25 protein-coding genes and 1 pseudogene are annotated in these 23,588 nt (G+C 59.9%); 12 read left to right on the top strand and 14 right to left on the bottom strand.

The annotated features are described in order from the left end of the window. Positions 1–273: 273 nt before the first annotated feature. The 7 genes and pseudogenes from VCA57_RS04950 to VCA57_RS04920 all read left to right on the top strand — a co-directional run bounded on the left by VCA57_RS04950 (position 274) and on the right by VCA57_RS04920 (position 6,058). Positions 274–912 (top strand): peroxiredoxin, encoded by a 639-nt coding sequence (locus VCA57_RS04950; protein WP_411183853.1) that lies wholly within the window; start codon positions 274–276, stop codon positions 910–912. A gap of 178 nt (positions 913–1,090) precedes the next feature. Then, a complete protein-coding gene (gene ssuE, locus VCA57_RS04945; protein WP_411183852.1) occupies positions 1,091–1,684 on the top strand; it encodes an NADPH-dependent FMN reductase in 594 nt (197 codons plus the stop codon). Between the two features lie 90 nt (positions 1,685–1,774). Beyond that, positions 1,775–2,782, top strand: a complete 1,008-nt coding sequence (locus VCA57_RS04940) for a sulfonate ABC transporter substrate-binding protein (RefSeq protein ID WP_411183851.1) — start codon at positions 1,775–1,777, stop codon at positions 2,780–2,782. Positions 2,783–2,873: 91 nt separating this feature from the next. Continuing rightward, positions 2,874–4,013 (top strand): annotated as a pseudogene (gene ssuD / locus VCA57_RS04935) (FMNH2-dependent alkanesulfonate monooxygenase); the annotation flags it as partial. 201 nt (positions 4,014–4,214) lie between these two features. Continuing rightward, positions 4,215–5,009, top strand: a complete 795-nt coding sequence (gene ssuC / locus VCA57_RS04930) for an aliphatic sulfonate ABC transporter permease SsuC (RefSeq protein ID WP_411183850.1) — start codon at positions 4,215–4,217, stop codon at positions 5,007–5,009. Next, positions 5,006–5,806 (top strand): aliphatic sulfonates ABC transporter ATP-binding protein, encoded by an 801-nt coding sequence (ssuB, locus tag VCA57_RS04925; protein WP_411183849.1) that lies wholly within the window; start codon positions 5,006–5,008, stop codon positions 5,804–5,806. The genes ssuC and ssuB overlap by 4 nt, the downstream gene beginning before the upstream one ends. Before the next feature lie 36 nt (positions 5,807–5,842). Further along, positions 5,843–6,058: a TOBE domain-containing protein gene (locus VCA57_RS04920; RefSeq protein WP_411183848.1), complete on the top strand. Its 216-nt coding sequence runs from the start codon at positions 5,843–5,845 to the stop codon at positions 6,056–6,058. Between the two features lie 87 nt (positions 6,059–6,145). On the opposite strand, the gene VCA57_RS04915 is transcribed toward VCA57_RS04920, so the two are convergent. From VCA57_RS04915 to VCA57_RS04905, 3 genes are all read right to left on the bottom strand, one after another. After that, a complete protein-coding gene (locus VCA57_RS04915; RefSeq protein WP_411183847.1) occupies positions 6,146–6,922 on the bottom strand; it encodes an OmpA family protein in 777 nt (258 codons plus the stop codon). After that, positions 6,919–7,323 carry a DUF4398 domain-containing protein gene (locus VCA57_RS04910; RefSeq protein WP_411183846.1) on the bottom strand — a complete coding sequence of 135 codons (405 nt, stop codon included), beginning with the start codon at positions 7,321–7,323 and terminating at the stop codon, positions 6,919–6,921. The genes VCA57_RS04915 and VCA57_RS04910 overlap by 4 nt, the downstream gene beginning before the upstream one ends. Before the next feature lie 83 nt (positions 7,324–7,406). Then, the gene (locus VCA57_RS04905; RefSeq protein ID WP_411183845.1) at positions 7,407–7,568 is read right to left on the bottom strand and encodes a hypothetical protein; all 162 of its coding nucleotides are present in this window, start codon (positions 7,566–7,568) and stop codon (positions 7,407–7,409) included. 222 nt (positions 7,569–7,790) lie between these two features. On the opposite strand from VCA57_RS04905, the gene VCA57_RS04900 reads away from it, so the two are divergent. Then, positions 7,791–8,345, top strand: a complete 555-nt coding sequence (locus tag VCA57_RS04900; RefSeq protein WP_411183844.1) for a hypothetical protein — start codon at positions 7,791–7,793, stop codon at positions 8,343–8,345. 5 nt (positions 8,346–8,350) lie between these two features. Here VCA57_RS04900 and VCA57_RS04895 read toward each other — a convergent pair whose 3' ends face one another. Further along, a complete protein-coding gene (locus VCA57_RS04895; RefSeq protein WP_411183843.1) occupies positions 8,351–9,079 on the bottom strand; it encodes a serine protease in 729 nt (242 codons plus the stop codon). A gap of 255 nt (positions 9,080–9,334) precedes the next feature. Between VCA57_RS04895 and VCA57_RS04890 the strand changes: the two genes are divergently transcribed. Continuing rightward, complete coding sequence (locus VCA57_RS04890) at positions 9,335–9,550, top strand: general stress protein CsbD (protein ID WP_411183842.1); 216 nt, start codon at positions 9,335–9,337, stop codon at positions 9,548–9,550. A 7-nt stretch (positions 9,551–9,557) separates the two neighbouring features. Here the strand turns inward: VCA57_RS04890 and VCA57_RS04885 are convergent, their stop codons facing one another. After that, positions 9,558–10,130, bottom strand: a complete 573-nt coding sequence (locus VCA57_RS04885) for a hypothetical protein (protein ID WP_411183841.1) — start codon at positions 10,128–10,130, stop codon at positions 9,558–9,560. A gap of 127 nt (positions 10,131–10,257) precedes the next feature. On the opposite strand from VCA57_RS04885, the gene VCA57_RS04880 reads away from it, so the two are divergent. Further along, positions 10,258–10,794 carry a DUF3087 domain-containing protein gene (locus tag VCA57_RS04880; protein WP_411183927.1) on the top strand — a complete coding sequence of 179 codons (537 nt, stop codon included), beginning with the start codon at positions 10,258–10,260 and terminating at the stop codon, positions 10,792–10,794. A 138-nt stretch (positions 10,795–10,932) separates the two neighbouring features. Next, positions 10,933–12,813, top strand: a complete 1,881-nt coding sequence (locus VCA57_RS04875; protein ID WP_411183840.1) for a diguanylate cyclase — start codon at positions 10,933–10,935, stop codon at positions 12,811–12,813. Here VCA57_RS04875 and VCA57_RS04870 read toward each other — a convergent pair. The 9 genes from VCA57_RS04870 to VCA57_RS04830 all read right to left on the bottom strand — a co-directional run bounded on the left by VCA57_RS04870 (position 12,780) and on the right by VCA57_RS04830 (position 21,950). Further along, a complete protein-coding gene (locus VCA57_RS04870; RefSeq protein ID WP_411183839.1) occupies positions 12,780–14,540 on the bottom strand; it encodes a NahK/ErcS family hybrid sensor histidine kinase/response regulator in 1,761 nt (586 codons plus the stop codon). The two genes, VCA57_RS04875 and VCA57_RS04870, sit on opposite strands and share 34 nt — an antisense overlap. Beyond that, positions 14,524–15,687: an alcohol dehydrogenase-like regulatory protein ErcA gene (gene ercA / locus VCA57_RS04865; RefSeq protein ID WP_411183838.1), complete on the bottom strand. Its 1,164-nt coding sequence runs from the start codon at positions 15,685–15,687 to the stop codon at positions 14,524–14,526. Before ercA ends, VCA57_RS04870 begins: the two co-directional genes overlap by 17 nt. A gap of 91 nt (positions 15,688–15,778) precedes the next feature. Further along, a complete protein-coding gene (locus VCA57_RS04860) occupies positions 15,779–17,644 on the bottom strand; it encodes an alpha/beta hydrolase family protein (protein WP_411183837.1) in 1,866 nt (621 codons plus the stop codon). A 7-nt stretch (positions 17,645–17,651) separates the two neighbouring features. Beyond that, positions 17,652–18,782, bottom strand: coding sequence for a pyrroloquinoline quinone biosynthesis protein PqqE (pqqE, locus tag VCA57_RS04855; protein ID WP_411183836.1), 1,131 nt, complete (start codon positions 18,780–18,782; stop codon positions 17,652–17,654). Positions 18,783–18,912: 130 nt separating this feature from the next. Then, on the bottom strand, positions 18,913–19,191 hold the full coding sequence (pqqD, locus tag VCA57_RS04850) for a pyrroloquinoline quinone biosynthesis peptide chaperone PqqD (protein ID WP_411183835.1): 279 nt from the start codon (positions 19,189–19,191) through the stop codon (positions 18,913–18,915). Further along, positions 19,188–19,940 carry a pyrroloquinoline-quinone synthase PqqC gene (pqqC, locus tag VCA57_RS04845; RefSeq protein WP_411183834.1) on the bottom strand — a complete coding sequence of 251 codons (753 nt, stop codon included), beginning with the start codon at positions 19,938–19,940 and terminating at the stop codon, positions 19,188–19,190. The genes pqqD and pqqC overlap by 4 nt, the downstream gene beginning before the upstream one ends. A 9-nt stretch (positions 19,941–19,949) precedes the next feature. Then, a complete protein-coding gene (gene pqqB, locus VCA57_RS04840; RefSeq protein WP_411183833.1) occupies positions 19,950–20,864 on the bottom strand; it encodes a pyrroloquinoline quinone biosynthesis protein PqqB in 915 nt (304 codons plus the stop codon). Positions 20,865–20,923: 59 nt separating this feature from the next. Further along, on the bottom strand, positions 20,924–20,995 hold the full coding sequence (gene pqqA / locus VCA57_RS04835) for a pyrroloquinoline quinone precursor peptide PqqA (protein WP_003253598.1): 72 nt from the start codon (positions 20,993–20,995) through the stop codon (positions 20,924–20,926). A gap of 169 nt (positions 20,996–21,164) precedes the next feature. Continuing rightward, positions 21,165–21,950, bottom strand: a complete 786-nt coding sequence (locus VCA57_RS04830) for an EAL domain-containing protein (protein WP_411183832.1) — start codon at positions 21,948–21,950, stop codon at positions 21,165–21,167. A 550-nt stretch (positions 21,951–22,500) separates the two neighbouring features. On the opposite strand from VCA57_RS04830, the gene VCA57_RS04825 reads away from it, so the two are divergent. Beyond that, on the top strand, positions 22,501–23,541 hold the full coding sequence (locus VCA57_RS04825) for an AraC family transcriptional regulator (protein WP_411183831.1): 1,041 nt from the start codon (positions 22,501–22,503) through the stop codon (positions 23,539–23,541). Positions 23,542–23,588 lie beyond the last annotated feature (47 nt).

Here is a 23,588-nt window from a genome sequence, read left to right as displayed (position 1 = left end):
GCCCTCTTCAAGCTGAAAACCAAGCACCGTGGGAGGCGCTTCAGCGGCGAGCTCTTAATCCTAGTTATCGCGGCTACGACTGCATGAATGCAGGAGGTAGCGCGAAGCAGGATGCCTGAACCGTAAGCACCTCCCACAACACTCTTTATCTTCCTTACCTCACCAACCACTTATTCCTTTAAGTGCTAAATAAATTGTTATTTATTCTTTTTAAAATCTAAAAAGCCTAAGCATAGTGAGTACCACGTAACGACCGACCCAAGGAGAACACGCATGACCATCCGTCTCGGCGATATCGCCCCCGATTTCGAACAGGACTCCAGTGAAGGCCGCATTCGCTTCCACGAATGGCTGGGCAATAGCTGGGGCGTGCTGTTCTCCCACCCAGCAGATTTCACCCCGGTGTGCACCACCGAGCTGGGTTTTACCGCCAAGCTCAAAGAGCAGTTTGCCGAGCGCGGCGTCAAGGCCATCGCCCTGTCGGTTGACCCGGTGGACTCGCACCTGAAGTGGATCGACGACATCAACGAAACGCAAAACACCACGGTCAACTTCCCGATCCTGGCCGATGCTGATCGCAAGGTCTCCGACCTCTACGACCTGATCCACCCGAACGCCAACGACACCCTGACTGTGCGCTCGCTGTTCATCATCGATCCGAACAAGAAAGTGCGCCTGACCATCACCTACCCGGCCAGCACCGGGCGCAACTTCCACGAGATCCTGCGGGTGATCGATTCGCTGCAACTGACCGACAACCACAAGGTCGCCACCCCTGCCAACTGGGTGGACGGTGATGAGGTGGTGATCGTGCCGTCGCTCAAGGATGAAGAGGAAATAAAGCAGCGCTTCCCCAAAGGCTATCGCGCGGTCAAACCTTACTTGCGCCTGACCCTGCAGCCGAACCGTTAAGAACCTGTTTACGATCTGCTGCGCGTCGGCCCTGCTGCGTTGAAAACAGACTCGGATGCGAGCCCAGTCGGAATGCTCATGTACAAAAGTACACTCCGCTTCCTCGCCTGTTTTTGCCTGGCAGGTCTCTAGCTCGCGAGATCGTAAATCGGCTCTAAGGACCTAAGGAGCCCGAATAATGCTTGTCGTATCCCTGGGCGGCAGCCCGAGCCTAAAATCACGCAGCAATATCCTGCTTGATCGCGCCAAACACTGGTTACAGCTACGTGGTATGGAAGTGATCAGCTACCAGGTGCGTGATTTCAATGCCCAAGACCTGCTGTTTGCCAATTTCAGCAGCCCGGCCGTGCAGCAACTGATTGAGCAGGTAGTGCGCGCCGACGGCGTGATCATCGCCACACCGGTGTACAAGGCGTCGTTTTCCGGCGCGCTGAAGACCCTGCTCGATGTGCTGCCCGAGCGCGCGTTGAACCACAAGGTGGTGCTACCCATTGCCACCGGTGGCAGCAGCGCGCACATGCTGGCCGTGGACTACGCGCTCAAGCCGGTACTGGCGGCGCTGAAAGCCCAAGAAATGCTGCACGCCATCTTTGCTGACGACAGCCAGATTGCCTACGGCGAGAACGGCGCGCTGGCGCAACTGGCACCAGCCCTGGAACAGCGTCTGGAGGATGCCTTACAGCACTTCCAGCAGGCCCTGGCACGCCATCCGGCACCGATTGATCCGGGCGTACTGAATGATCGACTGATCAACGCCCGCTGGAGCATCTGAAACACCGCTACACGCTGCACCCCACCTTACTCGCCCGCCAACGGGCAAGCAGGTCGCAAGCCAATAACCCCAACAGCAAAGGAGAGCGCTATGCGCACTGTTACTTTGCGTCGGAGCCTGGTCGCCCTGTTTGCCGCGACCTTTGCTTTCGCCGCCATCACCCACGTTCAAGCTGCAGCCAAGGACAAAAGCGTCCTGCGTATCGGCTACCAAAAGTACGGCACTCTCGTGCTGCTCAAAGCCAATGGCACCCTGGAAAAACGCCTGGCCGAGCAAGGCATTGAGGTCAAATGGACTGAGTTCCCCGGCGGCCCGCAATTGCTCGAAGGGCTGAACGTCGGCTCAGTGGACTTCGGCACCACTGGCGAAACCCCACCGGTATTTGCCCAGGCTGCCGGCGCAGACCTGCTGTATGTCGCCTATGAGCCAGCAGCGCCGACCAGCGAAGCCATTCTGGTGCCGCAGGACTCGCCGCTAAAATCGGTGGCCGACCTCAAGGGCAAAAAAATTGCCCTGAACAAAGGCTCCAACGTGCACTACCTGCTGGTACGCGCCCTGGAAGATGCCGGCCTGAAATACAGCGACATCCAACCGGTGTACCTACCGCCCGCCGATGCCCGCGCCGCATTCGAGCGCGGCAGCGTTGATGCCTGGGTGATCTGGGACCCCTTCCAGGCCGCCGCCGAACACCAGCTAAAAGCACGCACCCTGCGTGACGGCCAAGGCCTGGTGAGCAACCACCAGTTCTACCTAGCGAGCAAAACCTACGCCGAGAAAAACCCGCAAGTGGTCGTCGCCCTGGTTGATGAAATCCGCAAAATCGGTGAGTGGACCAAGGCCAACACTGATGCCGCCACGGCGCAAGTCGCGCCGCTACTCGGCCTGTCGGCAGCAATCACCCGTGATGCCGTCGAGCGCCAGCGCTACGGTGCGCAGTTGATCAGCCCGCAAGTGGTCGAGGCGCAGCAGAAGATCGCCGACACCTTTACCGATCTCAAGCTGATCCCCAAGCGCCTGGTGATCAAGGACGTGATCTGGACTCGGTCAGATGGAGCGCCGACTCAAGCGGCCCCAGCCAAGCTCGCAACAGCCCAATAACCCTTGTAGCCCGGATGCAATCCGCGGCCTCAATAGCGGCAGCGGATTGCATCTGGGCCACAGGTCAGCGATTTATTAAGGAGACCACTCCATGAGTTTGAATATTTTCTGGTTCCTGCCTACCCATGGCGACGGCAAGTACCTGGGCACCAGCGAGGGCGCACGCGCCGTCGATCACGGCTACCTCACCCAGATTGCCCAAGCAGCCGACCGCCTTGGTTTTGGTGGTGTACTGATCCCAACCGGACGTTCCTGCGAGGACTCCTGGCTGGTGGCCGCGTCGCTGATTGCCGCGACCCAGCGCCTGAAATTTCTCGTCGCCTTGCGCCCCGGCATCATCTCGCCGACCGTGGCCGCGCGTCAGGCTGCAACCCTGGATCGCCTCTCTGGCGGCCGCGCGCTGTTCAATTTGGTCACCGGTGGCGACCCGGACGAGCTGGCCGGCGACGGCCTCAATCTGTCCCACGCCGAACGCTACGAAGCCTCGGTGGAATTCACCCGCATCTGGCGCCGCGTGCTGGAAGGTGAAGTGGTCGACTACGACGGCAAACATATTAAAGTCAAAGGCGCCAAGCTGCTTTACCCGCCAATCCAACAACCACGTCCGCCGCTGTATTTCGGCGGTTCGTCAGAAGCCGCGCAGGACCTGGCCGCCGAGCAGGTCGAGCTGTACCTGACCTGGGGCGAACCACCGGCCGCCGTCGCCGAGAAGATTGCAGCGGTACGTGAGAAGGCCGCCGCCCAAGGCCGTGAAGTACGCTTCGGCATCCGCCTGCACGTGATCGTGCGCGAAACCAATGCCGAAGCCTGGGCCGCCGCTGACAAGCTGATCAGCCATGTCGACGACGACACCATCGCCCGCGCCCAAGCCTCCCTGGCGCGCTTTGACTCGGTTGGCCAGCAGCGTATGGCCGCCCTGCACGGCGGCAGCAAGGACAACCTGGAAGTCAGCCCCAGCCTCTGGGCCGGAGTCGGCCTGGTGCGCGGCGGTGCCGGCACGGCACTGGTTGGCGATGGCCCGACCGTGGCTGCGCGGGTCAAGGAATACGCAGCACTTGGCATCGACACCTTTATTTTCTCCGGCTATCCGCATTTGGAGGAGTCGTACCGGGTTGCCGAACTGTTGTTCCCGCACCTGGACGTTAACCGTCCCGAAGTGCCAGCCAGCCAGGGTTATGTCAGCCCGTTTGGGGAAATGATCTCCAGCGACATTCTGCCCAAGGCGGCGTCGCCAGTTGATGGCATTCGTAGGATGGGTCGGACCACGCTGGTTGAGCCTGCGATACCCATCGCACTGTGCCGCATGCGCGCCACTCATCCTACACGCTGAAAATATCGTAGCCCGGATGCAATCCGCGGCTCCGCACTCCGGTTCCCCCGGATTGCATCCGGGCTACGCGGCGATGTGGACAAGGATTCTTCGAGGTAAACGATGAGTAACACAACCTTAAACAACCTGGCCCTGCGCCTGGCCCCATGGGCCTTGCCGGTGGCGCTGTTGACGGCTTGGCAACTGGCAGTGGTCAGCGGCCTGCTGTCCACACGGATTCTGCCGGCCCCCAGCGCCGTGCTCAGTGCTGCCTGGGAGCTGCTGCGCAGCGGGGAAATCTGGACGCATCTGGCCATCAGCGGCTGGCGCGCAGCCATCGGCTTTGTCATCGGCGGCAGCCTGGGTTTGCTGCTGGGCTTTATTACCGGCCTGTCGACCTGGGGCGAGCGCCTGCTCGACAGCTCCGTGCAGATGATCCGCAACGTACCGCACCTGGCGCTGATCCCGCTGGTGATCCTCTGGTTCGGCATCGACGAGAGCGCAAAGATCTTTTTGGTCGCCCTCGGCACCCTGTTCCCGATCTACCTGAACACTTACCACGGCATTCGCAACGTCGACCCAGCCCTGGTGGAAATGGCGCGCAGCTACGGCCTGTCAGGCTTCAGCCTGTTCCGTCAGGTGATTCTGCCCGGTGCCCTGCCCTCGATCCTGGTCGGCGTGCGTTTCGCCCTGGGTTTTATGTGGCTAACGCTGATCGTCGCGGAAACCATTTCCGCCAACGCCGGCATCGGCTACCTGGCGATGAATGCTCGGGAATTCCTGCAAACCGATGTCGTGGTAGTGGCAATTCTGCTCTACGCCGTGCTCGGCAAGCTGGCCGATGTGGCGGCGCGCACGTTGGAACGCAGCTGGCTGCGCTGGCACCCGGCCTATCAGACCAAAGGAGGTGGCCAATGAGCGCATTACAGAACATTCGCCAAGGCATTCCCCTGGCCATTCAAGGCATTGCTAAAGCCTTCGGCGCGCGCCAGGTACTCAAGGCTATCGACCTGCATATTCCCGCCGGGCAGTTTGTCGCCGTGGTCGGCCGCAGTGGTTGCGGCAAGAGCACTCTGCTGCGTCTGCTGGCCGGCTTGGATGTACCCAGCGAGGGTGAATTGCAAACCGGTAGTGGCGCGCTGGCCGCCTCACGCGAAGATATTCGCCTGATGTTTCAGGACTCACGCCTGCTGCCCTGGAAGCGCGTAATCGACAACGTCGGCCTGGGCCTGTCCGGCAACTGGCGGCCGCAAGCGCAACAGGCGCTAGACGCCGTTGGCCTGGCTGATCGGACCAACGAATGGCCTGCTGCTTTGTCTGGCGGACAGAAACAGCGCGTAGCCCTGGCCCGCGCGCTGATCCACCGGCCGCGCCTGTTGCTGCTGGATGAGCCACTCGGCGCGCTGGATGCGCTGACCCGCATCGAGATGCAGCAACTGATCGAGCGCCTATGGCAACAGCATGATTTCACCGTGCTGCTGGTGACCCACGATGTCAGCGAAGCGGTGGCAGTTGCCGACCGGGTGATTCTGATTGAGGACGGCCAAGTCGGCCTGGACATCAACGTCGACCTACCGCGCCCACGTCAGCGCGCCTCAGCCAGCCTGGCGGCTGTTGAGGAGCAGGTGCTTAACCGCGTGCTAGCCCTGCCGGAACTACCGCCCCAACCCGAAGCCATTTCACCCTTACCCACGCAGTTGCGCTGGGCGCTTTAACCCGCACGAGCAACCTTAAAACCAAGGAGCATCACCATGACCATTAAAGCCATCAATGTACGCAACCAGTTCAAAGGCACCATCAAGGAAATCGTATTGGGTGACGTACTCTCGGAAATCGACGTACAAACCGCCTCGGGTATCGTCACCTCGGTGATTACCACCCGCTCGGTCAAAGAGCTGGAGTTGGGCGTGGGCAGCCAAGTGATCGCCTTCGTAAAATCCACCGAGGTGTCGATCGCCAAGCTATGAATGAAAAAACCAGCGCAGACCGAAAATATCGATCTGCGCTGGCCTTGGCCGCCTAAAACTGCGAGTCAAGCATCTGACCTGCGCGTTTTATTCTTTGCTGATGATGAGTTCAACGCGGCGATTCATCTGCCGGCCAGAGGCCGATTCATTACCGGCAACCGGCATGCTCTCGCCTTTGCCCGACGCACTCAAACGGCTTGGCGCAACACCTTGAATGGTCAGGTAACTCATCACCGAAGTGGCACGACGCTGGGACAAGCTCAGGTTGTTTTCCTCGCTGCCAACGCTGTCGGTATGCCCTTCAATCATCACGCGACGCTCAGGGTTCTGCTTAAGAAAAATCGCCAGTTTGCCCAGATTATTCGCCGTGCCCGCACGCAACTCGGAGCGCCCTGTGGCAAACAACACGTCACCCAAGGTCATCACCAAGCCACGCTCGGTTTGCTTGGCATTCAGCTCATCAAGCTGGCGCTGTAACTGATCGGCCTCCTGGGTGCGTGAATCCAAGCGTGCGCCTGCGCGCTGTTCGCTGAGCACCTTGCGCTGGTCTTCATAGAATCGCGTTTGCGCCAAAGCGCTGGCAATTTCGACCCGGCGGTCTGCCATCACCACCAAATGCTGGCCCAATGCCTGTGCTTCAGGTTGGTCCTTACGCGGTTGCTCGGCGTTGATCACCGCTTGCTCAGCCGCTTTAAGCGCAACCGGTGCACGCGTATTCAGTTGTGGATCGGCTTGCAGCTGCGTGAGCTTGTTGCGCACGTCGGCGGCGCCTTGCGGCATGCTCGGGGGTGAGGCACAGCCGGCCAGAGTGAGGCTGATAGCAGCGGCCAAGAGCAAGTACTTAACGTGATGGGCATTGTTCATTGTTGTGCTCCCGTGTTGCGCTGCATTTCTTGCTTCAAGCTGTTGGTACTTTTGCGCATTTCGTCATTGACCACCTTGGCCTTGGTCGCCTGCGACTTGGCCAGGGCCAGCTCGGCCTCAACCCGCGACTGTTCGGCCATGCGCTCAGCCAGCAGCATCTCTTCACGCTGCACCGCAGCATTGGCGGCAGCGAGTTTTTCACGTGCTACGCCCAGCTCCGGCGAGGCGTAGTCCGCCACGCGGGCCTGCTCGGCATTGCTGATTGCCGACTCGGCGGCTTGCAGTGCCTGGCTCGGTGGAGGCGGTGGCGAAGCGCAGGCGCTGAGCATCAGTAACCCGGCGCAGAGGCCGGCAAAACGCAACGCAGCCATGCCATCAACGATGGATGAAGTCCTGTTCATAGGTGGAGTCCTCAAAGACAACTACGGATGGGCACGCCACGGCTAAGCCGCGCACACCCAAGTGAGCAAGCCACAGCGCTCAATCAGCGCGGCAGGCAGCATAGGGGAACGCCAGGACAATGGCCGCTGACGCAGCTAGCCACAGAGCCCTGGGCCAAATTCATAGCAATCAGCAGGCTGGACACGGCCAGGCCGGCATAGGTCATGGCAAACGCCAGTAACAACGGGCGGTAATGGAGTTTCATGGTGCCTCGTCAAGCCGTTTCCGGCACTGTGGGCGGCGGCCTCAGCGCTAGACGCAGCTCGCTGATAGCAGAATTACAGACCCGCACGCGGCTGTCGGTACGCTAGCGCGCATAGCCCACTGCAGCAGCGGTCTGCGTACGGCGGCGCACAGACAGGTATGGCGGTGCCGCCTAAGCTGGTGCCTCGGCCGCTAGCGACGGTTCTCGCTCAGGAGCAGGACAATGGATCTCTACCGTCACCACGTATCGGGCTTCTTTAGCCAACGCAGCACTGCGGAGCAGGCACTGGCTCAGCTTATTCAGCGTGGCATGCACAGCGAACAGCTGCAGATAGTCAGCAGTGGCAGCAACGCGTCACCTGCGCCGGCCCCACAGGCCAGAAGCAACAGGGTGTTAAGGGACATGCTGATCGATATTGCGATTGGTGCCGGCATGGGCATTGGCATCGGCGCTTTGATGGCAGTGGCGCTGATTGTCAGCGAGGCCAGCCTGTTCTATGCCAGTCCGCTGCTCGCGCCCTTCGCGCTGATGGGTATGGGCGGTTTCATTGGAGGTTTTCTCGGCAGCGTAATCGGCGCGTCCTCGGCCCCTGGCCAACATCACGGGCGTTTTGCCAAGCTGGTCAGCAAAAGCATTACTCACGGTGATGTGGTGTTGGTGGCACAAACCCACAATGCCCAGGAAACCAGCATGGCCCGTGACGTGATCAAGGCCACTGCCGGCCTGGTCAAAGACATCAACATGGCCAATGCCGACCCGTCACAGACCCCGCGTTGAGCGCCCTACTCGGTTAGCGTCAGGAGAATATCGGCATACCAGGTGCAATTGAGCCCCAGCGCCTCATCCACTTCGACATCCCGACTGCCCAGGTCAAGCCGCGCCGAGTGCACGCCCAACAACACCCATGGCAAACCATCCTTGCCCAATCCTGGCACTCGCATGACCACCGGCGCGCCGCTGGTGCCACGGTGCGTACGCGCATCGGTAAGAAAGTAGCCTTGGCCTTGAAAACGCAAGCCGAAGGATGACGCCACCACCGCATGCCGGACCACCGCGATATGGTGCAGGGTGTCGTGAAAACCCAGGGGAAAGCCCACGACGAGCAGCAAGGTGCCCACTTCAACCGGGATTTGCGGGGGCTGCAGGTGCTCCGGGGTAAAGGCGTGATAAACCATGCCATCGGGTAGCGCCGCCCGCTCAATCTCGAGCACCGCCACATCCACTTCACCAGCGCCATCGCAGCCCTGTCGCCAGAGGCTCTTGCCATCACGATAGAGCGGCATGGAAAAGCCCGTGGTTTGCGCCACATTGTGCAAGTCGGTATGCACTTCAATCTCGATGCGATCCGGGAAATGCTTGCTTGGCTCATCGACCATCACATGCCGGCTAGTCACCAGGAACAGGCGTTCGCCACGGGCGAAGTAAAAGCCGCTGGCGTTGGTCAACAACTGTTGACCATTGAAGGTGCAGACACGTGCTGCAGTGAGCAGCACAGGTTCAATCATTGACATCGCGGGACATCCTTGAGTTGGCGGCAGGCATGCCTGAACAGGCCCTGCCTGTCTTAAAGCGGAGCAATTGCCACGCCACAGTCGGCTGCGGCGCAAGCATCAGCCTAACGCGTGATGCACATGACGTCGGTACGCCAGCGCGCATAAGCGCTATAGCGCACCGACTAGCTAGGCCAACTCTGACAGGCTGGCTTGATGACAATTCCGCTCTAAGCGTACATCCGGCCCCGTCCGGCCATCATAGGAGCACCCGCGATGAACAAACCACTTGCCGAGATCATCCAGAAAAACTGGCGCAGACTTGCCGGCTTAGCGCTGATTGTTTGGGATGAGCTGACCCTGGATGAACTGCTTAAGTCTGGAGGCGATGAGCAGAAACTTACCAACCTGGTGCAACAACGCTATGAAATGCCTCGCGAGGATGCCAACAAACAGGTCATGAGCTTCTTTGAAAGGCACCGCACCATTTAAGCCAGGCCTACTTCAGCCCGTAGCGCGCCAACTCGGCTGGGCTCAGCACGCGCATACGCTGTGGCTCGGTGTTGTTGATCAGCGCAAGCAGTTCAGGCGCAACGTGCATTTGCTTGAAGTAGGCAGCTTGGCTGGCCCGGCTTGCCCCGCCGGCCGAAGCTGAGTGCACCGAGTCACTGCCGGAATAATAAGGCCGGTGAATACCTACATATCCACGCACGGTTTTATGTTGGCCGGCAGCCAGCAGATAAACACAACTGCCCTGGCACACCCCGGTGGACGGCACCAGGCTGTCAAAACCGGTTTCACGCAGCAGCCGACCGATGCGGATGGCTTCACTCACGCTGCCACCAATGCTGTCGAGCATGACGATTTTCTTGGCAAACTTGCCCGGGTTGGCCTTGATGCCCTTTAGCAAAGCCTCATAATCGCCCAGCGCGATATCTTCGGAGACCTTGGCCACCAAGATTCGCCCAAGGGTTTTGTGCTGCCCGGCCTGCACCTCGACCTTAGCCAAGGCAGTGTTTGCACACAGCAGCGCCGCAACGATAATCACAGCCTGAAACACACTACGACTCATAAGTCCGACAATTCCTTAACCAAGCTCATTAATGGTTAGGCAAGATACCCTGCAGCGCAGATCCCGCATACGTTGTATCAGTTGAATGACCTCGCCCCTTCATAGCAGAGATTGCCCCGTGGCCACGATGTTCGAAATCCAGCAACAGAGCCCAGAGCGTTACCGCCAGCAAACCCGCCGCAGCACACTGATTATCGCGTTGACCTTCGTTGCCCTGGCCATGTTGCTGTCCACCGGCAGCGTCATGCTGTTCGGCGAGCCTGGCGCCGATAATTTTCGCTGGAACATGGCGGGTGTGGTGGTGGCCCTCTTGCTGACGATAGCCCTGGTACGCAGCGTTATGTGGCCACAACCGTGGATGGCCGCTGCCGTCTATGGCTGGCGACTCAAGCGCAGCCTGATGCGCGTCACCAACATCATGCACCACGTAAAAGCCGGGGTGGCTGCCCGTGATCCTGATGCCATGCAATTGCTGCGTTTTTATCACTTGGGCCTGACCCAGATGCACCAGCTAGATGGAAACTCCAGCTCACTCAGCGAAACCGTCGCAGAGATCAACAAACACAAAGAATCGATGGAAAGCCTGGGTATGAACACCGAGCAACCACGGCTGGACGCCAACTGGATCGCCAGCGTAAAAGCAATCCCAGTGCTGCCCGGCTAAACCCCATCGCCATATGCAGTTGAGACACAAGCCAGCGTGGCCTTTGGTGATGACCACGGCGCTGGATAGACTGCCCGGCCTAAGCATCACAGACGTAATCCCACCTCCATTTACCCCAAGCCACGTCAGGTAGTTCACATGCACCACCCGCGCATCTATCAGTACCTGATGACTGGGCTGTTGCTTTGTACGGCCTGGTTTGCGCTTCCCGTTTGGGCAACAGAGGCGCTGGATGTCAGCAATATGTCGGCCGAGCCGGTGTCGCTCACGACGTTTGTAGCGTTATTGGAAGACCCCGAACGCAACCTGACCCTGGGCGATGTACAGGCACCGGCGCAGGCTGCGCGCTTCAAAACGGACTTACCAGCCAGCAACTCCTTGGCACTCGGCTTTACCCGCTCGGCCTATTGGCTGCGCTTGACGCTGCGCAACAGCAGCGCAACGCCAGTTGAACGCATGCTGGTGGTCGATAACCCGCGCATCTCGCATATCCAGGCATACCTGCCCAACGTTCACGGTGCCTACCAGTCCATCAGCACGGGCAGCGACAGCGCCACCCCGCGCATCTACCCCAACCGCGACTTCGTCTTCCCGCTCAGCTTGCCGCCTATCAGCGAGCAAGTGGTTTACCTACGCGTAACGTCGAGCATCGGCTTGCTGGTCCCGCTGCAGCTGTGGTCGCCGGCGGCCTTCCACACCCATGAGCGTAACGACTACCTGGCACAGGCCTGGTACTTCGGAATTGCCAGCGCCATGATCCTGTTCAACCTGATGCTGTTCTTCGCCCTGCGCGAGCGTATTTACCTGCTCTATGTGGTCTTTGTCAGCTGCGTGGCCTGCACATTGGCGATCAAGAATGGCCTAGTCGGCGAGCTGTTCTCGGGCGGCACAGTGCTTGATTCAAATGTAGCCTACTACTGCGGCGCATCGCTGACGCTGAGCACGCTGATGCTGTTCATGCGGCGCATGCTGCGTACCGATCAACTGATGCCGCGCGTGGATCGCCTATTGCAGGGGCTGATCGTGCTGTTCCTACTCACCACAGTGGCCTTCGCTATGGCCCTGCCAATACTGGCCCGCGCGGCAGTCATGCTGCACCTGAGCACCGTGTTGATAGTGCTGGTAGTTGTGGTGGCCTGCGCGCTCAAGCGCCAGCGCAGCGCCTACTTCTTCCTGGCGGCGTTTGCCGTGCTGATGCTCGGCGGTGCGACCACCCCTCTAAGGGCAATGGGCATCGTCCCGACCAACGCGTTTACGGTGGATGCCATCCAGCTGGGCTCCACACTGGAAATGCTCCTGCTGGCTTTTGCCCTGGCTGACCGTTTCAATGTGATGCGCCAGGAAAAAGCCAAGGCGCAGGCCGAACTGCTGCAGGCGCAACAACAACTGGTGGACACCCTGCAAAGCTCCGAACGCAAGCTGGAACAACGCGTGGCGCAGCGTACCGATGAACTGCAACTGCTCAATAACAAGCTTGAAGCCCTGAGCCTGACCGATAGCCTGACTGGCATCGCCAACCGCCGCCACTTCGACAGCATTCTGCAGCAGGAATGGCAGCGCGCCCGACGCCTGGGTCAGCCCCTGGCACTGGCCATACTCGATGTCGACTGGTTCAAAGCGTACAACGATCACTACGGCCATCCCGCCGGCGATGTCTGTTTGCGGCAAATTGCGCAAATACTAGCCGCCACGGTGTGCCGCTCCAGTGACCTGGTGGCGCGCTATGGCGGAGAGGAGTTTGTTTTTATCACACCGGTAACTAACGCCACTGGTGCACTGGATATTGCCCAGAAAGTGGTGCAGGCCGTTACCGCCCTGGCCCTGCCGCACGCCCGCTCACCGCTAGGCCAGGTAACCGTGAGCATCGGCGTGGTATCGCTCACGCCCACTGCCGAGAGCAGCGCTGAAGTGCTGCTGCAGCATGCAGATGCTGCGCTCTATCAAGCCAAAACCCAGGGCCGCAACCGAGCAGAGCTGGCAGCGGATTACTCCGCGACTGATGACGCTTGCAGAATCTGACTCAGCACGGCACGCAACTTGCCAGGTTTCACCGGTTTATTGAGCAATGGTACGCCCATGCCATGTAGCGCGCGCCGACACTGATCACTGCGGTCTGCAGTGATCATCACCGCAGCAATGTTCAAGCCGAAGTGCTGACGCAAGTGTTCAACCACCTGGCTGCCAATCACCCCGTGATCGAGGTGGAAGTCGGCCAGAATCAGCTCCGGTGCACGTGAGCCAAGCACCTGCAATGCACTGGCCTGATCGGTGGCGGTGAGCACTTCGCAGCCCCACTGTTCAAGCAAGGCCGACATGCTGTGCAGAATGCTCAGCTCGTTATCCAGCACCAGCAACCGCCGCCCTGGCAGCGGATCACCCAAGCGCTGTTGCGGCAGCGCCAACGGCGCAACAGCTCGTTGCTGCGTGGTACTCGCCAGCGGTACGCGAATACTGAATACCGAGCCCCGCCCGGGCTGTGAGCGCACCGTGATCGGATAACCGAGAATGCGCGCGATACGCTCAACAATCGCCAGCCCCAAGCCGACGCCTTTGCGCTCTGCCGCACGGCCCACATTGAGCTGATTGAACTCAAGGAAGATGCTTTCCAGCTGATCCTCGGCAATCCCAGTGCCGGTGTCCCACACCTGCAACTCGACAAAGGCACCGCGCTTGCGCGCCGCGAGCAAAATCCGCCCCTGCTCGGTATAGCGACACGCGTTGCTGAGAAAGTTGCGCAAAATCCGCGTCAACAGGCGTAGGTCGGTATTAAGCAAGTGTTCGCCGTAGTGTTCGCGCAGCGCCAGCCCGGTAGCCGCCGCAACGGGCTGAAACTCGGAAACCAGCGGCGCAAGCAGTTCCTCCAGGCTGTAAACATCCAGATCCGGCTTGATCGCCGCTTGGTCCAGGCGCGCAATATCCAGCAAGTCGGTCAGCAGATCCTCCGCCCCTTCCAGTGCTTGGTGAGTGCGCTCAACCAGGTTCTGCTCACTGGCTGGCAAACTGCGCTCGCGCAGCGTTGAGATCAGCAACCGTGCGGCATTCAGCGGTTGCAGCAGGTCATGGCTGGCGGCGGCCAGGTACTTGTCCTTACTGCGGTTAGCTTCTTCGGCGGCATCACGGGCCTCACGTAGGGCCTGCTCGATGCGCTCGCGCTCAACAATCTGCTGCAGCAGGTTGCGGTTGGCTTCCTGTAACTCGCCGGTACGCGAACTGACACGTTGCTCCAGCTCATCATTGAGCTGCTGCAAACGCTGTTGCGCCTGCTTACGCTCGGTAATGTCCGCTACAAAGCCTTCGAACAGGCCATTTTCATCGGGTTTAAGCAGCAGGTTCATCAGCACATCGATGACGCTGCCATCGCGCCTACGCAGCTGTGTTTCATAGCCAAACAAGCCCGGCTCATGGGCCAGTACCCGGCGAATATGCTCCAGCTCGTCGACACCACCGACAAACAGGTAATTGGCCAACCCGCTCAGCGACCACAGCACCTGCTGCGGGTCGTCATAACCCAGCATGCGCGCCAGCGCCGGATTGGCAGCCAGCAAGCCGTCCTGCAGGCTGGCCTGAAAAATCCCGTGTACCGCATGTTCGAACAGCCACTTGTAGCGATTGCGCTCGGTTTCCAGCTCTTCCAAGCGCGCCGACAGTTCGGGGTAGTGGCTTTTGCGTGCGGAGTGACTACCAAGACCTAACAGCCCTGCAAGCGCCTCACTCTGATTCTTGCTCGGATCAGAGCGCCTCGGCATACACAACCTCAACATCCCGCTGACTGGACTCACGCGGGTTAGTCAGAATGCATGGGTCCTCCATGGCATGCCGCGAGAGGAAGGGAATGTCGGAAATGGAAACGCCATGCAGTTTGAGGGTGTCATGGAAGCCGACTGACTGCTTGAAGGTAATCAAATGCTCCACCAGGCGTTGGCGCACTTGATTGTGGTTGAGCCCACGCGGATCAATGCCCAGCGTTTCTGCAACCATGCGAAAACGCTCAGGTGCCGAGTTGTAGTTGAACGCCACCACGTGCTCGACCAGCGCCGCATTGCACATGCCATGGGGCAAATCGAGAAACCCGCCAAGGCTGTGGCTCATGGCATGCACCGCACCGAGAATCGCATTGGAGAACGCCAGCCCCGCCTGCATGCTGCCCAGCATGATCTTCTCGCGCAGGGCGATGTCATTGGGCGTGGCAATCATCTGCACCAGGTTGCCGTTGATCAGGCGCATCGCCTCAAGGGCGTGGGTATCCGTCAGCGGGCCGCTGCCGGTGGAAACGAAGGCCTCGATGGCGTGCACCAGCGCATCGATGCCGGTACAGGCCGACAGGAATGGGTCCATGCTCAGGGTGGTTTCCGGGTCGATCAGCGACACATCCGGCACCACGGCCTTGCTGACGATGGAGAACTTCATCCGTTCGGTCTGGTTGGAGATGATCACGAACTGCGAAACATCTGCCGAGGTGCCGGCGGTGGTCGGAATCAGGATCAGCGGCGGGCTCGGTACGCGGATGGTATCCACGCCCTCGAACTCGATAATGCTGCGCCCGTGGGCAACCACGATGCCAATGCCCTTGGCGCAATCCATCGGGCTGCCGCCACCGATGGCGACGATCACGTTGCAGTTATTAGCGCGGTAAAATTCCGCGCCGTGCATCACCTCTTCCACCCGTGGGTTGGGCGAAACCTCGGTGTAGAGGCAATAGTCGATGTTCTGCGCCTGCAAGCTGGCCTCAACATCGGCCACCCAACCGGCGGCAACCACACCGGGATCGGATACCACCAATACCTTACGAGCACCGAAGGTACTGGCGTAGTTGGCGACGTTGTGTCGGCAACCGGCACCGAAAATGATTTCCGGTGAAACGAATTTACGTAACTGGCTAAGCGTGCTGCTCATACAACGGCCTGTTCTTGTTGTTATCGAAAAACATCGGCCAGCCTACTGCATTCCCGGCTTTATGCAATTGCACCATGGCAGCAGGCGTTACTCACAACAGGCGGCGGTAAAAAGCCAGCTCGGCATCCAGGGCATCGGCCAGATTCACTGCCTGACGAAAACCATGGCGCTCGTTTTCATAGACCCGACACTCCACCTCGACGCCACGGCGCTGCAAGGCAGCGACCATTTGCGCGGTCTGCTCGGGCACCACGACACTATCCAGCGCGCCCTGGAAGAAAATCAGCGGCGCCTGAATGCGCTCGGCATGCAGCAGCGGTGTACGTGCTTGATAACGCGCTGCATCGCGCTGCGGATCACCAATCAGCCAGTCCAGGTAGTCGGCCTCGAACTTGTGGGTGACACGCCGCAGCGCCAGTGGATCGCTGACGCCATACAAGCTCGCACCCGCGCGAAAAACCTGGGTAAAAGCCAAGGCACACAAGGCGCTATAACCGCCGGCGCTGGCCCCGCGAATAAACACGCGGTCAGCGTCTACCAGGCTACGTTCAGTCAGGTGTTGTACGGCAGCCACGGCGTCTTCGACCTCCAGCTCGCCCCAACCGCCCTGCAAGCGCAAGCGATAGGCGCGGCCATAGCCACTGCTGCCGCGATAGTTGAGGTCGACCACGGCAAAGCCGCGCTGAGTCCAGAACTGGATGCGCGGATCAAACACTGGGTAGCAGGCCGACGTTGGCCCACCGTGCAGAAACACCAGCAGCGGCGGCTTCTGCCCACTAGGGGCCTGAAACGCCGGGTTGTGCGGCGGGTAGAAAAAACCATGGCAATTTTCCCCTGCACCGCTGAGAAACAACAAGCGCTGCGGCAAGGAAACCGCGTCGGCTGGCAACGCGCACTCGCTTGCCGCCAGCACCTGGCAGGCATGACTTGCGCGATCAATAGCCAGCACCACACTGCCGCGCTGCGGTGCCGCGGCGATCACGTAGAAATACTGCTGATCCGCCGCCAACTGACGAAAGCGGCTGTAATCCGCCGCCAGGCGCTGCTCATGGCCGCTGGCCGGGTCACGCTCAACCAGCCAGGCAAAACCGCCATCAAAGCCACTGAGCAGTAAATGCTCACCTGTCAGAGTTTGGTAGTTACACGCCCCCAGTTGCCAGGGCGCAGCGGCATGATCCGCCGCGCGGCAGTTAAGTGGTTGCATGCCGCCCTCGCCTTCACGCCAGGGTTGCCAGTAACCCTGGCGATCACTCAAGGCCAGCAAACGGTTGTGCTCATCAAAGCTCGGTTGTTGAATCGATTCATCCGCCCCCTGCCCAGCCACCACCTGCCCTGGCGACCAGCCACCCTGCACAGTGCGCTGGCTCAGGCACAAACGCGTGGCCAGCCAGGGCTGCTGGGGGCGGTCCCATTCGATCCAGGCCAGACGCTGAGCATCGTTGCTGAGCGTAGGTGCCGCGTAGAAATCACGACCTTCGCTGATCACCTGACGCGCGCCATCATCACGGGCGATTGCCACCAGGCGGTGCACCACGCCCGAGGCACTGTGCTGCTCTTCCACAGCGAGCACTGCCCGGCGCACAGGGTCATAACACAGGTCGCCGTAGCGGCAATCGCTACGCGCGGTGAGTACCTGCGGCTGCCCGTGCAGGTATTGCCAGTAGAGCTGCTGATCCGCCTCGCAAACCAGCGCCAGGCCATCGTCAGCGAGGCAGAAGGCACCGCCGCCGTACTCGTAAACCCGGCTACGCACGGACCAGCCCGTGGCCGTCAGGCAGCGCAGGCTAGTGGGCGTCCAGTGCCACAAGCGGGTGCAGGCATCTGCCGGATCGAACTCGGACCACACCACGCCGCCCAGCCCAGTGCGCAGCTCGGCAAAGTCGCGACTGGCGCTGGCCGCATGGGCGCTGCTCCAGGCGCTAAACCAGTGGCCATAGTCGGCGGTGCGTGGCGTCATCAGCGCGTCACACCTTACAGATCAGCTTGGAGGCCTTTTCGTTGCGAAACTGCAGATTTTCCAACGCGCCGGGCGCCTGCTCAGCCTCTGCCCGCGCGGCGAGGATGATGCCGTGATGGGCCGATTTGCTGCACACCGGGTCGGCGTTACTGGCATCACCGGTGAGCATAAATGCCTGACAGCGGCAGCCGCCGAAGTCCTTGTGCTTCTCGTCGCACGAACGGCACGGCTCGGGCATCCAGTCATCGCCGCGAAAACGGTTGAAGCCGAAGGAGTGACGCCAGATCTGTTCAATGCTCTGTTCGCGCACATTGGGAAACTGCACTGGCAGTTGCCGCGCGCTGTGGCACGGCAAAGCGGTGCCATCCGGGGTGATGTCTAGGAACAGGTTGCCCCAACCGTTCATGCAACCCTTGGGGCGCTCTTCGTAATAGTCAGGGGTGACGAAAATCAGCTTGCAAGGGTGATTCTCGGCCGCCAGTTTGTCGCGCCACTGGTTAGTGATGCGTTCGGCGCGCTCAAGCTGAGCACGGGTCGGCAGTAGCCCGGCACGGTTCAGTTCGGCCCAGCCGTAGAACTGACAGGTAGCCAGTTCGACAAAGTCCGCTTCCAGCTCCAGGCACAGCTCGATGATCCGCTCGATATTGTCGATATTGTGCCGATGGGTGACGAAGTTCAGCACCATCGGATAGCCATGCGCCTTGACCGCACGGGCCATGGCCAGTTTATGGGCGAAGGCCTTTTTCGAGCCGGCCAGCAGGTTGTTCACCTCCTCGTCAGCGGCCTGAAAGCTGATCTGAATATGGTCCAGCCCCGCCTCGCTGAAGCTGGCGATACGTTCTTCGCTCAAGCCAATGCCAGAGGTGATCAGGTTAGTGTAATAGCCCAGGTCACGCGCTGCCTTGATCAGCTCGGCCAGGTCTTGGCGCACCAACGGCTCACCACCGGAAAAACCCAGCTGCGCTGCGCCCAGTTCGCGGGCCTGGCGAAACACCTCGATCCATTCAGCGGTACTCAACTCGGCACCCTGCTGGGCGAAGTCCAGCGGGTTGGAGCAGTACGGGCACTGCAGTGGGCAACGGTAGGTCAGCTCGGCCAATAGCCACAGTGGTGGCCCGGCCTCTACGGATCGCCGCAAGGCTACCTGCGTTGCCGATGCGTCGTTAAGAACAGGCTCAGAATGCTCATGTACGGCTTGTACACTGCGCTTCCTCGCCTGTTCTTGCCTAGCCTCGGCTGCCTCGCCTACGCCTTGCAACGACCCGTCCTCAACGAAGCTCGATCCAGAACTGAGCATTGGCGACCTCCATAAAGGCGAGGATGTCTTCGTCGAGCCCCGGCACATCGGGAAACTGCGCGCTCAGGCTGGCAATAATCTGCCCCACACTGTGATCGCCATTGACCTGCTTGAGGATGGCCCCGGCGCTGTCATTGAGCTTGATCATGCCTTCCGGGTAGAGCAGCACATGGCAGTCCTGAGCGGGTTCCCACTGCAGGCGGAAACCACGGCGCAGCTTCGGCACGTGGTCGATAGACAACTGGGTCATAGGGTAATCCCTCGGTGCCAAACGCGTTCAGCCGTCACGCTGTGATACGGCGGCCGCTCCAGTTGATAGGCCATGCTCATGGCATCGAGCATGCTCCACAGCACATCCAGCTTGAATTGCAGGATTTCCAGCATGCGCTGCTGGGCCTCCAAGGTAACGTAGTGCTGCAAGGTGATGCGCAGGCCATGCTCAACATCCCGGCGTGCCTGCTGCAGGCGCGAGCGGAAGTAGCTGTAGCCCTCGGCATCAATCCAGGGATAGTGCTGCGGCCAGCTGTCCAGGCGTGACTGGTGAATCTGCGGGGCGAACAGTTCGGTCAGCGAACTGCTGGCAGCTTCTTGCCAAGAGGCGCGCCGCGCGAAGTTGACGTAGGCATCCACGGCAAAGCGTACGCCGGGCAGCACCAGCTCTTGCGACAGCACCTGCTCACGCTCAAGCCCCACGGCCTCGGCCAAACGCAGCCAGGCCTCGATACCGCCCTCCTCACCGTGCACACCATCATGATCAAGGATGCGCTGCAGCCACTCTCGGCGGGTGTCGCGGTCCGCGCAGTTGGCCAGAATCGCCGCGTCCTTGAGCGGAATATTCAGTTGGTAATAAAAACGGTTGGCCACCCAGCCTTGAATCTGCTCACGACTGGCCTGGCCGGCATACATCGCCTGATGAAACGGATGGTGGATGTGGTAGTACGCACCTTTGGCGCGTAACGCCTGCTCGAACTCGGCAGGGCTCATGGCAGTTTGGCTCATAGCCACTCCTCACAACTCGATACGCATGCCATCCCAGGCGACATCAATGCCATGCGCGGTCAGTTCAGCGCGTTCGGCAGAGTCGACATCCAGGATCGGGTTGGTGTTGTTGATGTGAATAAGGATTTTCTGCGGTGCCGGTAGACCATCGAGCACCTCGATCATGCCGCCTGGGCCGCTCTGGCACAGATGGCCCATCTCACTGCCGAGTTTGTCGCCGACTTCGCAAACACGCATTTCGTCATCACGCCACAACGTGCCGTCGACCAATAGGCAATCAGCACGACGCATCCAGGCCAGCAGTGGTTCATCGACCTGACCAAGACCTGGCGCATAGAACAGCGTGCTGCCGCTGCGCCGGTCTTCGACAAGCAGGCCGATGTTGTCGCCAGGGTGCGGGTTGCCGCGATGTGGCGAATACGGTGGCGCACTGCTGCGCAAGGGAATCGCGGTAATCACCAGGTCCGGGCAGGCCGGAACGCTAAAAGGCTCGCCATCCAGGCTAATCAGGTTGTGCTGCAGGCCACCATTCCAATGGCTGAGCATGTTGAACAGAGGGAAGCCGCTGGTCAGGTCCTGATGCACCATTTCGCTGCACCAAACTTGGTGCGGACAACCTTCACGCAGGGTCAGCAACCCGGTGGTGTGATCAATCTGGCTGTCGAGCAGGATGATCCCGGCAATGGCGCTGTCACGCAGCCGACGGGCCGGATTGAGCGCGGGAAACGCCTCGATCTGTACGCGGATATCTGGCGAGGCGTTGCACAGAATCCAGTCTTTACCGTTGTCACTCAGGGCAATCGAGGACTGTGTGCGCGGCTGCGCACGCACGCTGCCATCACGCACGCCACGGCAGTTGCGGCAATTACAGTTCCATTGGGGGAAGCCACCGCCAGCGGCGGAGCCAAGAATCTGGATATACATGGGCGCGTCCGATTGGCATACCGGGTGGGATGCCCCGGCGCTGGCCGGGGCAAAACGGCTCAGCGGTTGGCGAAGTACATGGTCACTTCAAAACCAATACGCAGGTCGGTAAACGCGGGTTTAGTCCACATGGCGCGGTCCTCTTCTTATCGATGCCGGCGAATTCCGGCACCCTCATTAAGCCCCGCGACCGGTAGAGGCCAAATGATACTTTGGGAGGAATTTGTACTGGCATTGGTAGCGCCTGACGCTACCTGAGGAGCTGCCTATAACGCACTGGCGGTGCGCTGCCGGCTGGCGCTAACCGGCGACTGGCAAGTTTTCGTGCAGCCCTTCTGGTGTCGCGCTGGGGTGACCAAAGAGATAGCCCTGCCCCCATTCTGCGCCCGCTCTAAGCACCAATTCATGGTCGCTTAAATTTTCAATACCCTCGACGATAACCACCGGTGCCAAGGTCCTGCAGAGCCCGACCAGATGTTCCAGGGTTTTTTCCGAAAGTGCCTGGTCGCGCGCACGGCGAACATAACCCTGATCCACCTTGATGATGTCCGGCTGACATTTCTGGATAAATTCCAGGGTGCCGAAACCGGAGCCAAAATCATCGACAGCGACCCGACAACCAACATTCTGCACACGCCGTACAAATTCAACAGCCCGCGCGATATCAGCGAAAGCAGTACTTTCAGTAATTTCGATGACCAACCGTGAAGCCACCTGCGGCATGGACGCCAGCAGCTCAAGCGTGCGCTCCCAACCTTCATCGAAGGTCGCGCTTTGCGCGGAGATATTGCAACCCAATATCAGGGGCTCATTGCTCTGTAGGGTCTTAATTAGGTGTTGGACGACACAATGGTCCAGGTGGCGCATCGCACCATAGCCTTCGAGCAAGCTGAACGGGTTGAAGCCCAGCCCGCTGCCGCGATAGCGCAATAAGCCTTCACTGTAGAGCGGCTGCATTGCCTGGGTGGAAACCACCGGTTGGTAATGCAAATGAAAGTGGCCGCGTAGTAGCTCGGCATAGAAAAAACTGATGCGCTTATGTTCAACGCACTCGGCTGCAGAGAGATTACGGCAATTGGCCAACATACAAACGTCCTCGTGGGGCACGCCATCGACTCGCAATGAAATGGGCGCCACAACATCCGAAGCGACATCCGCCAGGAACCCTAGCCATCACGCAGTTCCTTGGCGCATAGAAGCAAAGGACCAGTTTATGGACATGGCCATGGACTGAGAAGTGTTCTCAGGCCCCCGTTAACTGTCCTCAAGCCCTTAGAACGCACAACATGCTTGCGTTAACCAATCATAAGATAGGCGTCTCGCTGGGTTTCCCTTAGGATTGCCATCCTAGGGTCTGTTGCCGTTTCGTTCGCGGCCGCGCCGGAGCCAGTTTTAGCGCGAGGCAAGGCACGAGATGCGAAGTTTAGCGAGCTAAATGAGTCATCGAGAAACGCAGCATCGCGCTAAAACTGGCCCGGCCCTTCGGGTTGCGCGTAAAATCTCGCCATGCGGTGTTGGAGGACTTGGCAAGGGAACAACCATTACCGGCGTCCTCCGCCTAGCCTGGCGAGATTTTGCGCGGCAACGCGGCTCGCGACGAAACGACAACAGACCCTAACAATCACCCAGAACCTCTATGCACACCCTGTCGACAGCCTGCGTGAACATCATGGTGAAAGCCCTGTCGGCACAGGGCATCAGTCTGGCAGGACAACTGGACAAGGCGGACTCATCGTTATGCGATGCCCTGACCCGGGGTAAGCCGATCCGCCTGGTAGAGATCTATAGGCTACTCAGTCACCTTACCGCGCTGACACAGAACCCAGATATCGGCCTGAGTGCCTATGCTCATATGCACCCCAGCATCCTCGGGGTGCAGTGCTATGGCGCGCTTTCCAGCCCCACCCTGGGCGCCGCCTTGCAGTGCATCGCGGAGCATCACGTGCTTGTCACCAACGGTTCACGGTTGTTGCTTGAGCAAGCTGACGATCACATCAAACTGATTGGTATTGAGACGCTTGGCACCACAGAAAGCGCGCCCCGCGCCTTTCTCGATATAGGCCACGCACTCATGCTGGGACTGATCCACTGGCTGCTGCCCTACCAGAAAATCATGCCATTGGAGGTGGCTTTCAGTTACCCACGGCCAGCCGATACGGGAAAGTTAGAGGCGTTGTTCGGCAGTAATCTGCACTTCTCGGCGCCCCACAACAGCATGACCTTTAGCGCGCAGATCAATCAGCTGCCCTTGCCTACGGCAAACCCGGCGCTGCACAGCCAGCATCAAGAATTCCTGCGTAACTACGTACTAGAAACACTGAATCAGTCCCTCGCCGCCCGGGTACGCCTCATCCTTGCCGAACAGATAGCCCAAGGCCTGCCTTGCAGCCTGCAAGGCACCGCACAGTTACTCGGCACTACCCCACGCGCACTGCAGAACGCCCTCGAACGTGAACAGGTGACCTACACCGTTCTGCAAGACGAAGCGCGCCTGAAGGCTGCCCATGGTCTGCTGTGCCACTCCACACGGCCACTCAAGTACATCGCCACGATGCTCGGTTTTCATGAGCCGAGCAGTTTTCACAAAGCCTGCCTGCGCTGGTTCGGTATGCCGCCAATGCACTACCGCCGTTACGCCGGCACAGCACCGGCCACAGCCGACACAACAGCCGAATAACACCCATAAAAAACGCGGCCGAAGCCGCGTTTTCAAACCGCTTAGTG

It is taken from the genome of Pseudomonas sp. (genome assembly GCF_046581935.1).
Classification (GTDB): domain Bacteria; phylum Pseudomonadota; class Gammaproteobacteria; order Pseudomonadales; family Pseudomonadaceae; genus Aquipseudomonas.
Note: the sequence above shows the minus strand (reverse complement) of the source record. Positions and strands in the feature narration are given on the sequence as shown.

Excerpts from the sequence above, each read along its gene's own strand:
- VCA57_RS04830 (WP_411183832.1), bottom strand. The coding sequence starts at position 21,950 with ATGTTGGCCAATTGCCGTAATCTCTCTGCAGCCGAGTGCGTTGAACAT.
- ssuC (WP_411183850.1), top strand. The coding sequence starts at position 4,215 with ATGAGTAACACAACCTTAAACAACCTGGCCCTGCGCCTGGCCCCATGG.
- ssuB (WP_411183849.1), top strand. The coding sequence starts at position 5,006 with ATGAGCGCATTACAGAACATTCGCCAAGGCATTCCCCTGGCCATTCAA.
- VCA57_RS04950 (WP_411183853.1), top strand. The coding sequence starts at position 274 with ATGACCATCCGTCTCGGCGATATCGCCCCCGATTTCGAACAGGACTCC.
- VCA57_RS04825 (WP_411183831.1), top strand. The coding sequence starts at position 22,501 with ATGCACACCCTGTCGACAGCCTGCGTGAACATCATGGTGAAAGCCCTG.
- VCA57_RS04860 (WP_411183837.1), bottom strand. The coding sequence starts at position 17,644 with ATGACGCCACGCACCGCCGACTATGGCCACTGGTTTAGCGCCTGGAGC.
- VCA57_RS04870 (WP_411183839.1), bottom strand. The coding sequence starts at position 14,540 with ATGCCGAGGCGCTCTGATCCGAGCAAGAATCAGAGTGAGGCGCTTGCA.
- VCA57_RS04910 (WP_411183846.1), bottom strand. The coding sequence starts at position 7,323 with ATGAACAGGACTTCATCCATCGTTGATGGCATGGCTGCGTTGCGTTTT.
- VCA57_RS04905 (WP_411183845.1), bottom strand. The coding sequence starts at position 7,568 with ATGAAACTCCATTACCGCCCGTTGTTACTGGCGTTTGCCATGACCTAT.
- VCA57_RS04940 (WP_411183851.1), top strand. The coding sequence starts at position 1,775 with ATGCGCACTGTTACTTTGCGTCGGAGCCTGGTCGCCCTGTTTGCCGCG.
- VCA57_RS04900 (WP_411183844.1), top strand. The coding sequence starts at position 7,791 with ATGGATCTCTACCGTCACCACGTATCGGGCTTCTTTAGCCAACGCAGC.
- pqqC (WP_411183834.1), bottom strand. The coding sequence starts at position 19,940 with ATGAGCCAAACTGCCATGAGCCCTGCCGAGTTCGAGCAGGCGTTACGC.
- VCA57_RS04890 (WP_411183842.1), top strand. The coding sequence starts at position 9,335 with ATGAACAAACCACTTGCCGAGATCATCCAGAAAAACTGGCGCAGACTT.
- VCA57_RS04915 (WP_411183847.1), bottom strand. The coding sequence starts at position 6,922 with ATGAACAATGCCCATCACGTTAAGTACTTGCTCTTGGCCGCTGCTATC.
- ssuE (WP_411183852.1), top strand. The coding sequence starts at position 1,091 with ATGCTTGTCGTATCCCTGGGCGGCAGCCCGAGCCTAAAATCACGCAGC.
- VCA57_RS04920 (WP_411183848.1), top strand. The coding sequence starts at position 5,843 with ATGACCATTAAAGCCATCAATGTACGCAACCAGTTCAAAGGCACCATC.
- pqqD (WP_411183835.1), bottom strand. The coding sequence starts at position 19,191 with ATGACCCAGTTGTCTATCGACCACGTGCCGAAGCTGCGCCGTGGTTTC.
- VCA57_RS04875 (WP_411183840.1), top strand. The coding sequence starts at position 10,933 with ATGCACCACCCGCGCATCTATCAGTACCTGATGACTGGGCTGTTGCTT.
- VCA57_RS04880 (WP_411183927.1), top strand. The coding sequence starts at position 10,258 with ATGTTCGAAATCCAGCAACAGAGCCCAGAGCGTTACCGCCAGCAAACC.
- VCA57_RS04895 (WP_411183843.1), bottom strand. The coding sequence starts at position 9,079 with ATGTCAATGATTGAACCTGTGCTGCTCACTGCAGCACGTGTCTGCACC.
- pqqB (WP_411183833.1), bottom strand. The coding sequence starts at position 20,864 with ATGTATATCCAGATTCTTGGCTCCGCCGCTGGCGGTGGCTTCCCCCAA.
- VCA57_RS04885 (WP_411183841.1), bottom strand. The coding sequence starts at position 10,130 with ATGAGTCGTAGTGTGTTTCAGGCTGTGATTATCGTTGCGGCGCTGCTG.
- ercA (WP_411183838.1), bottom strand. The coding sequence starts at position 15,687 with ATGAGCAGCACGCTTAGCCAGTTACGTAAATTCGTTTCACCGGAAATC.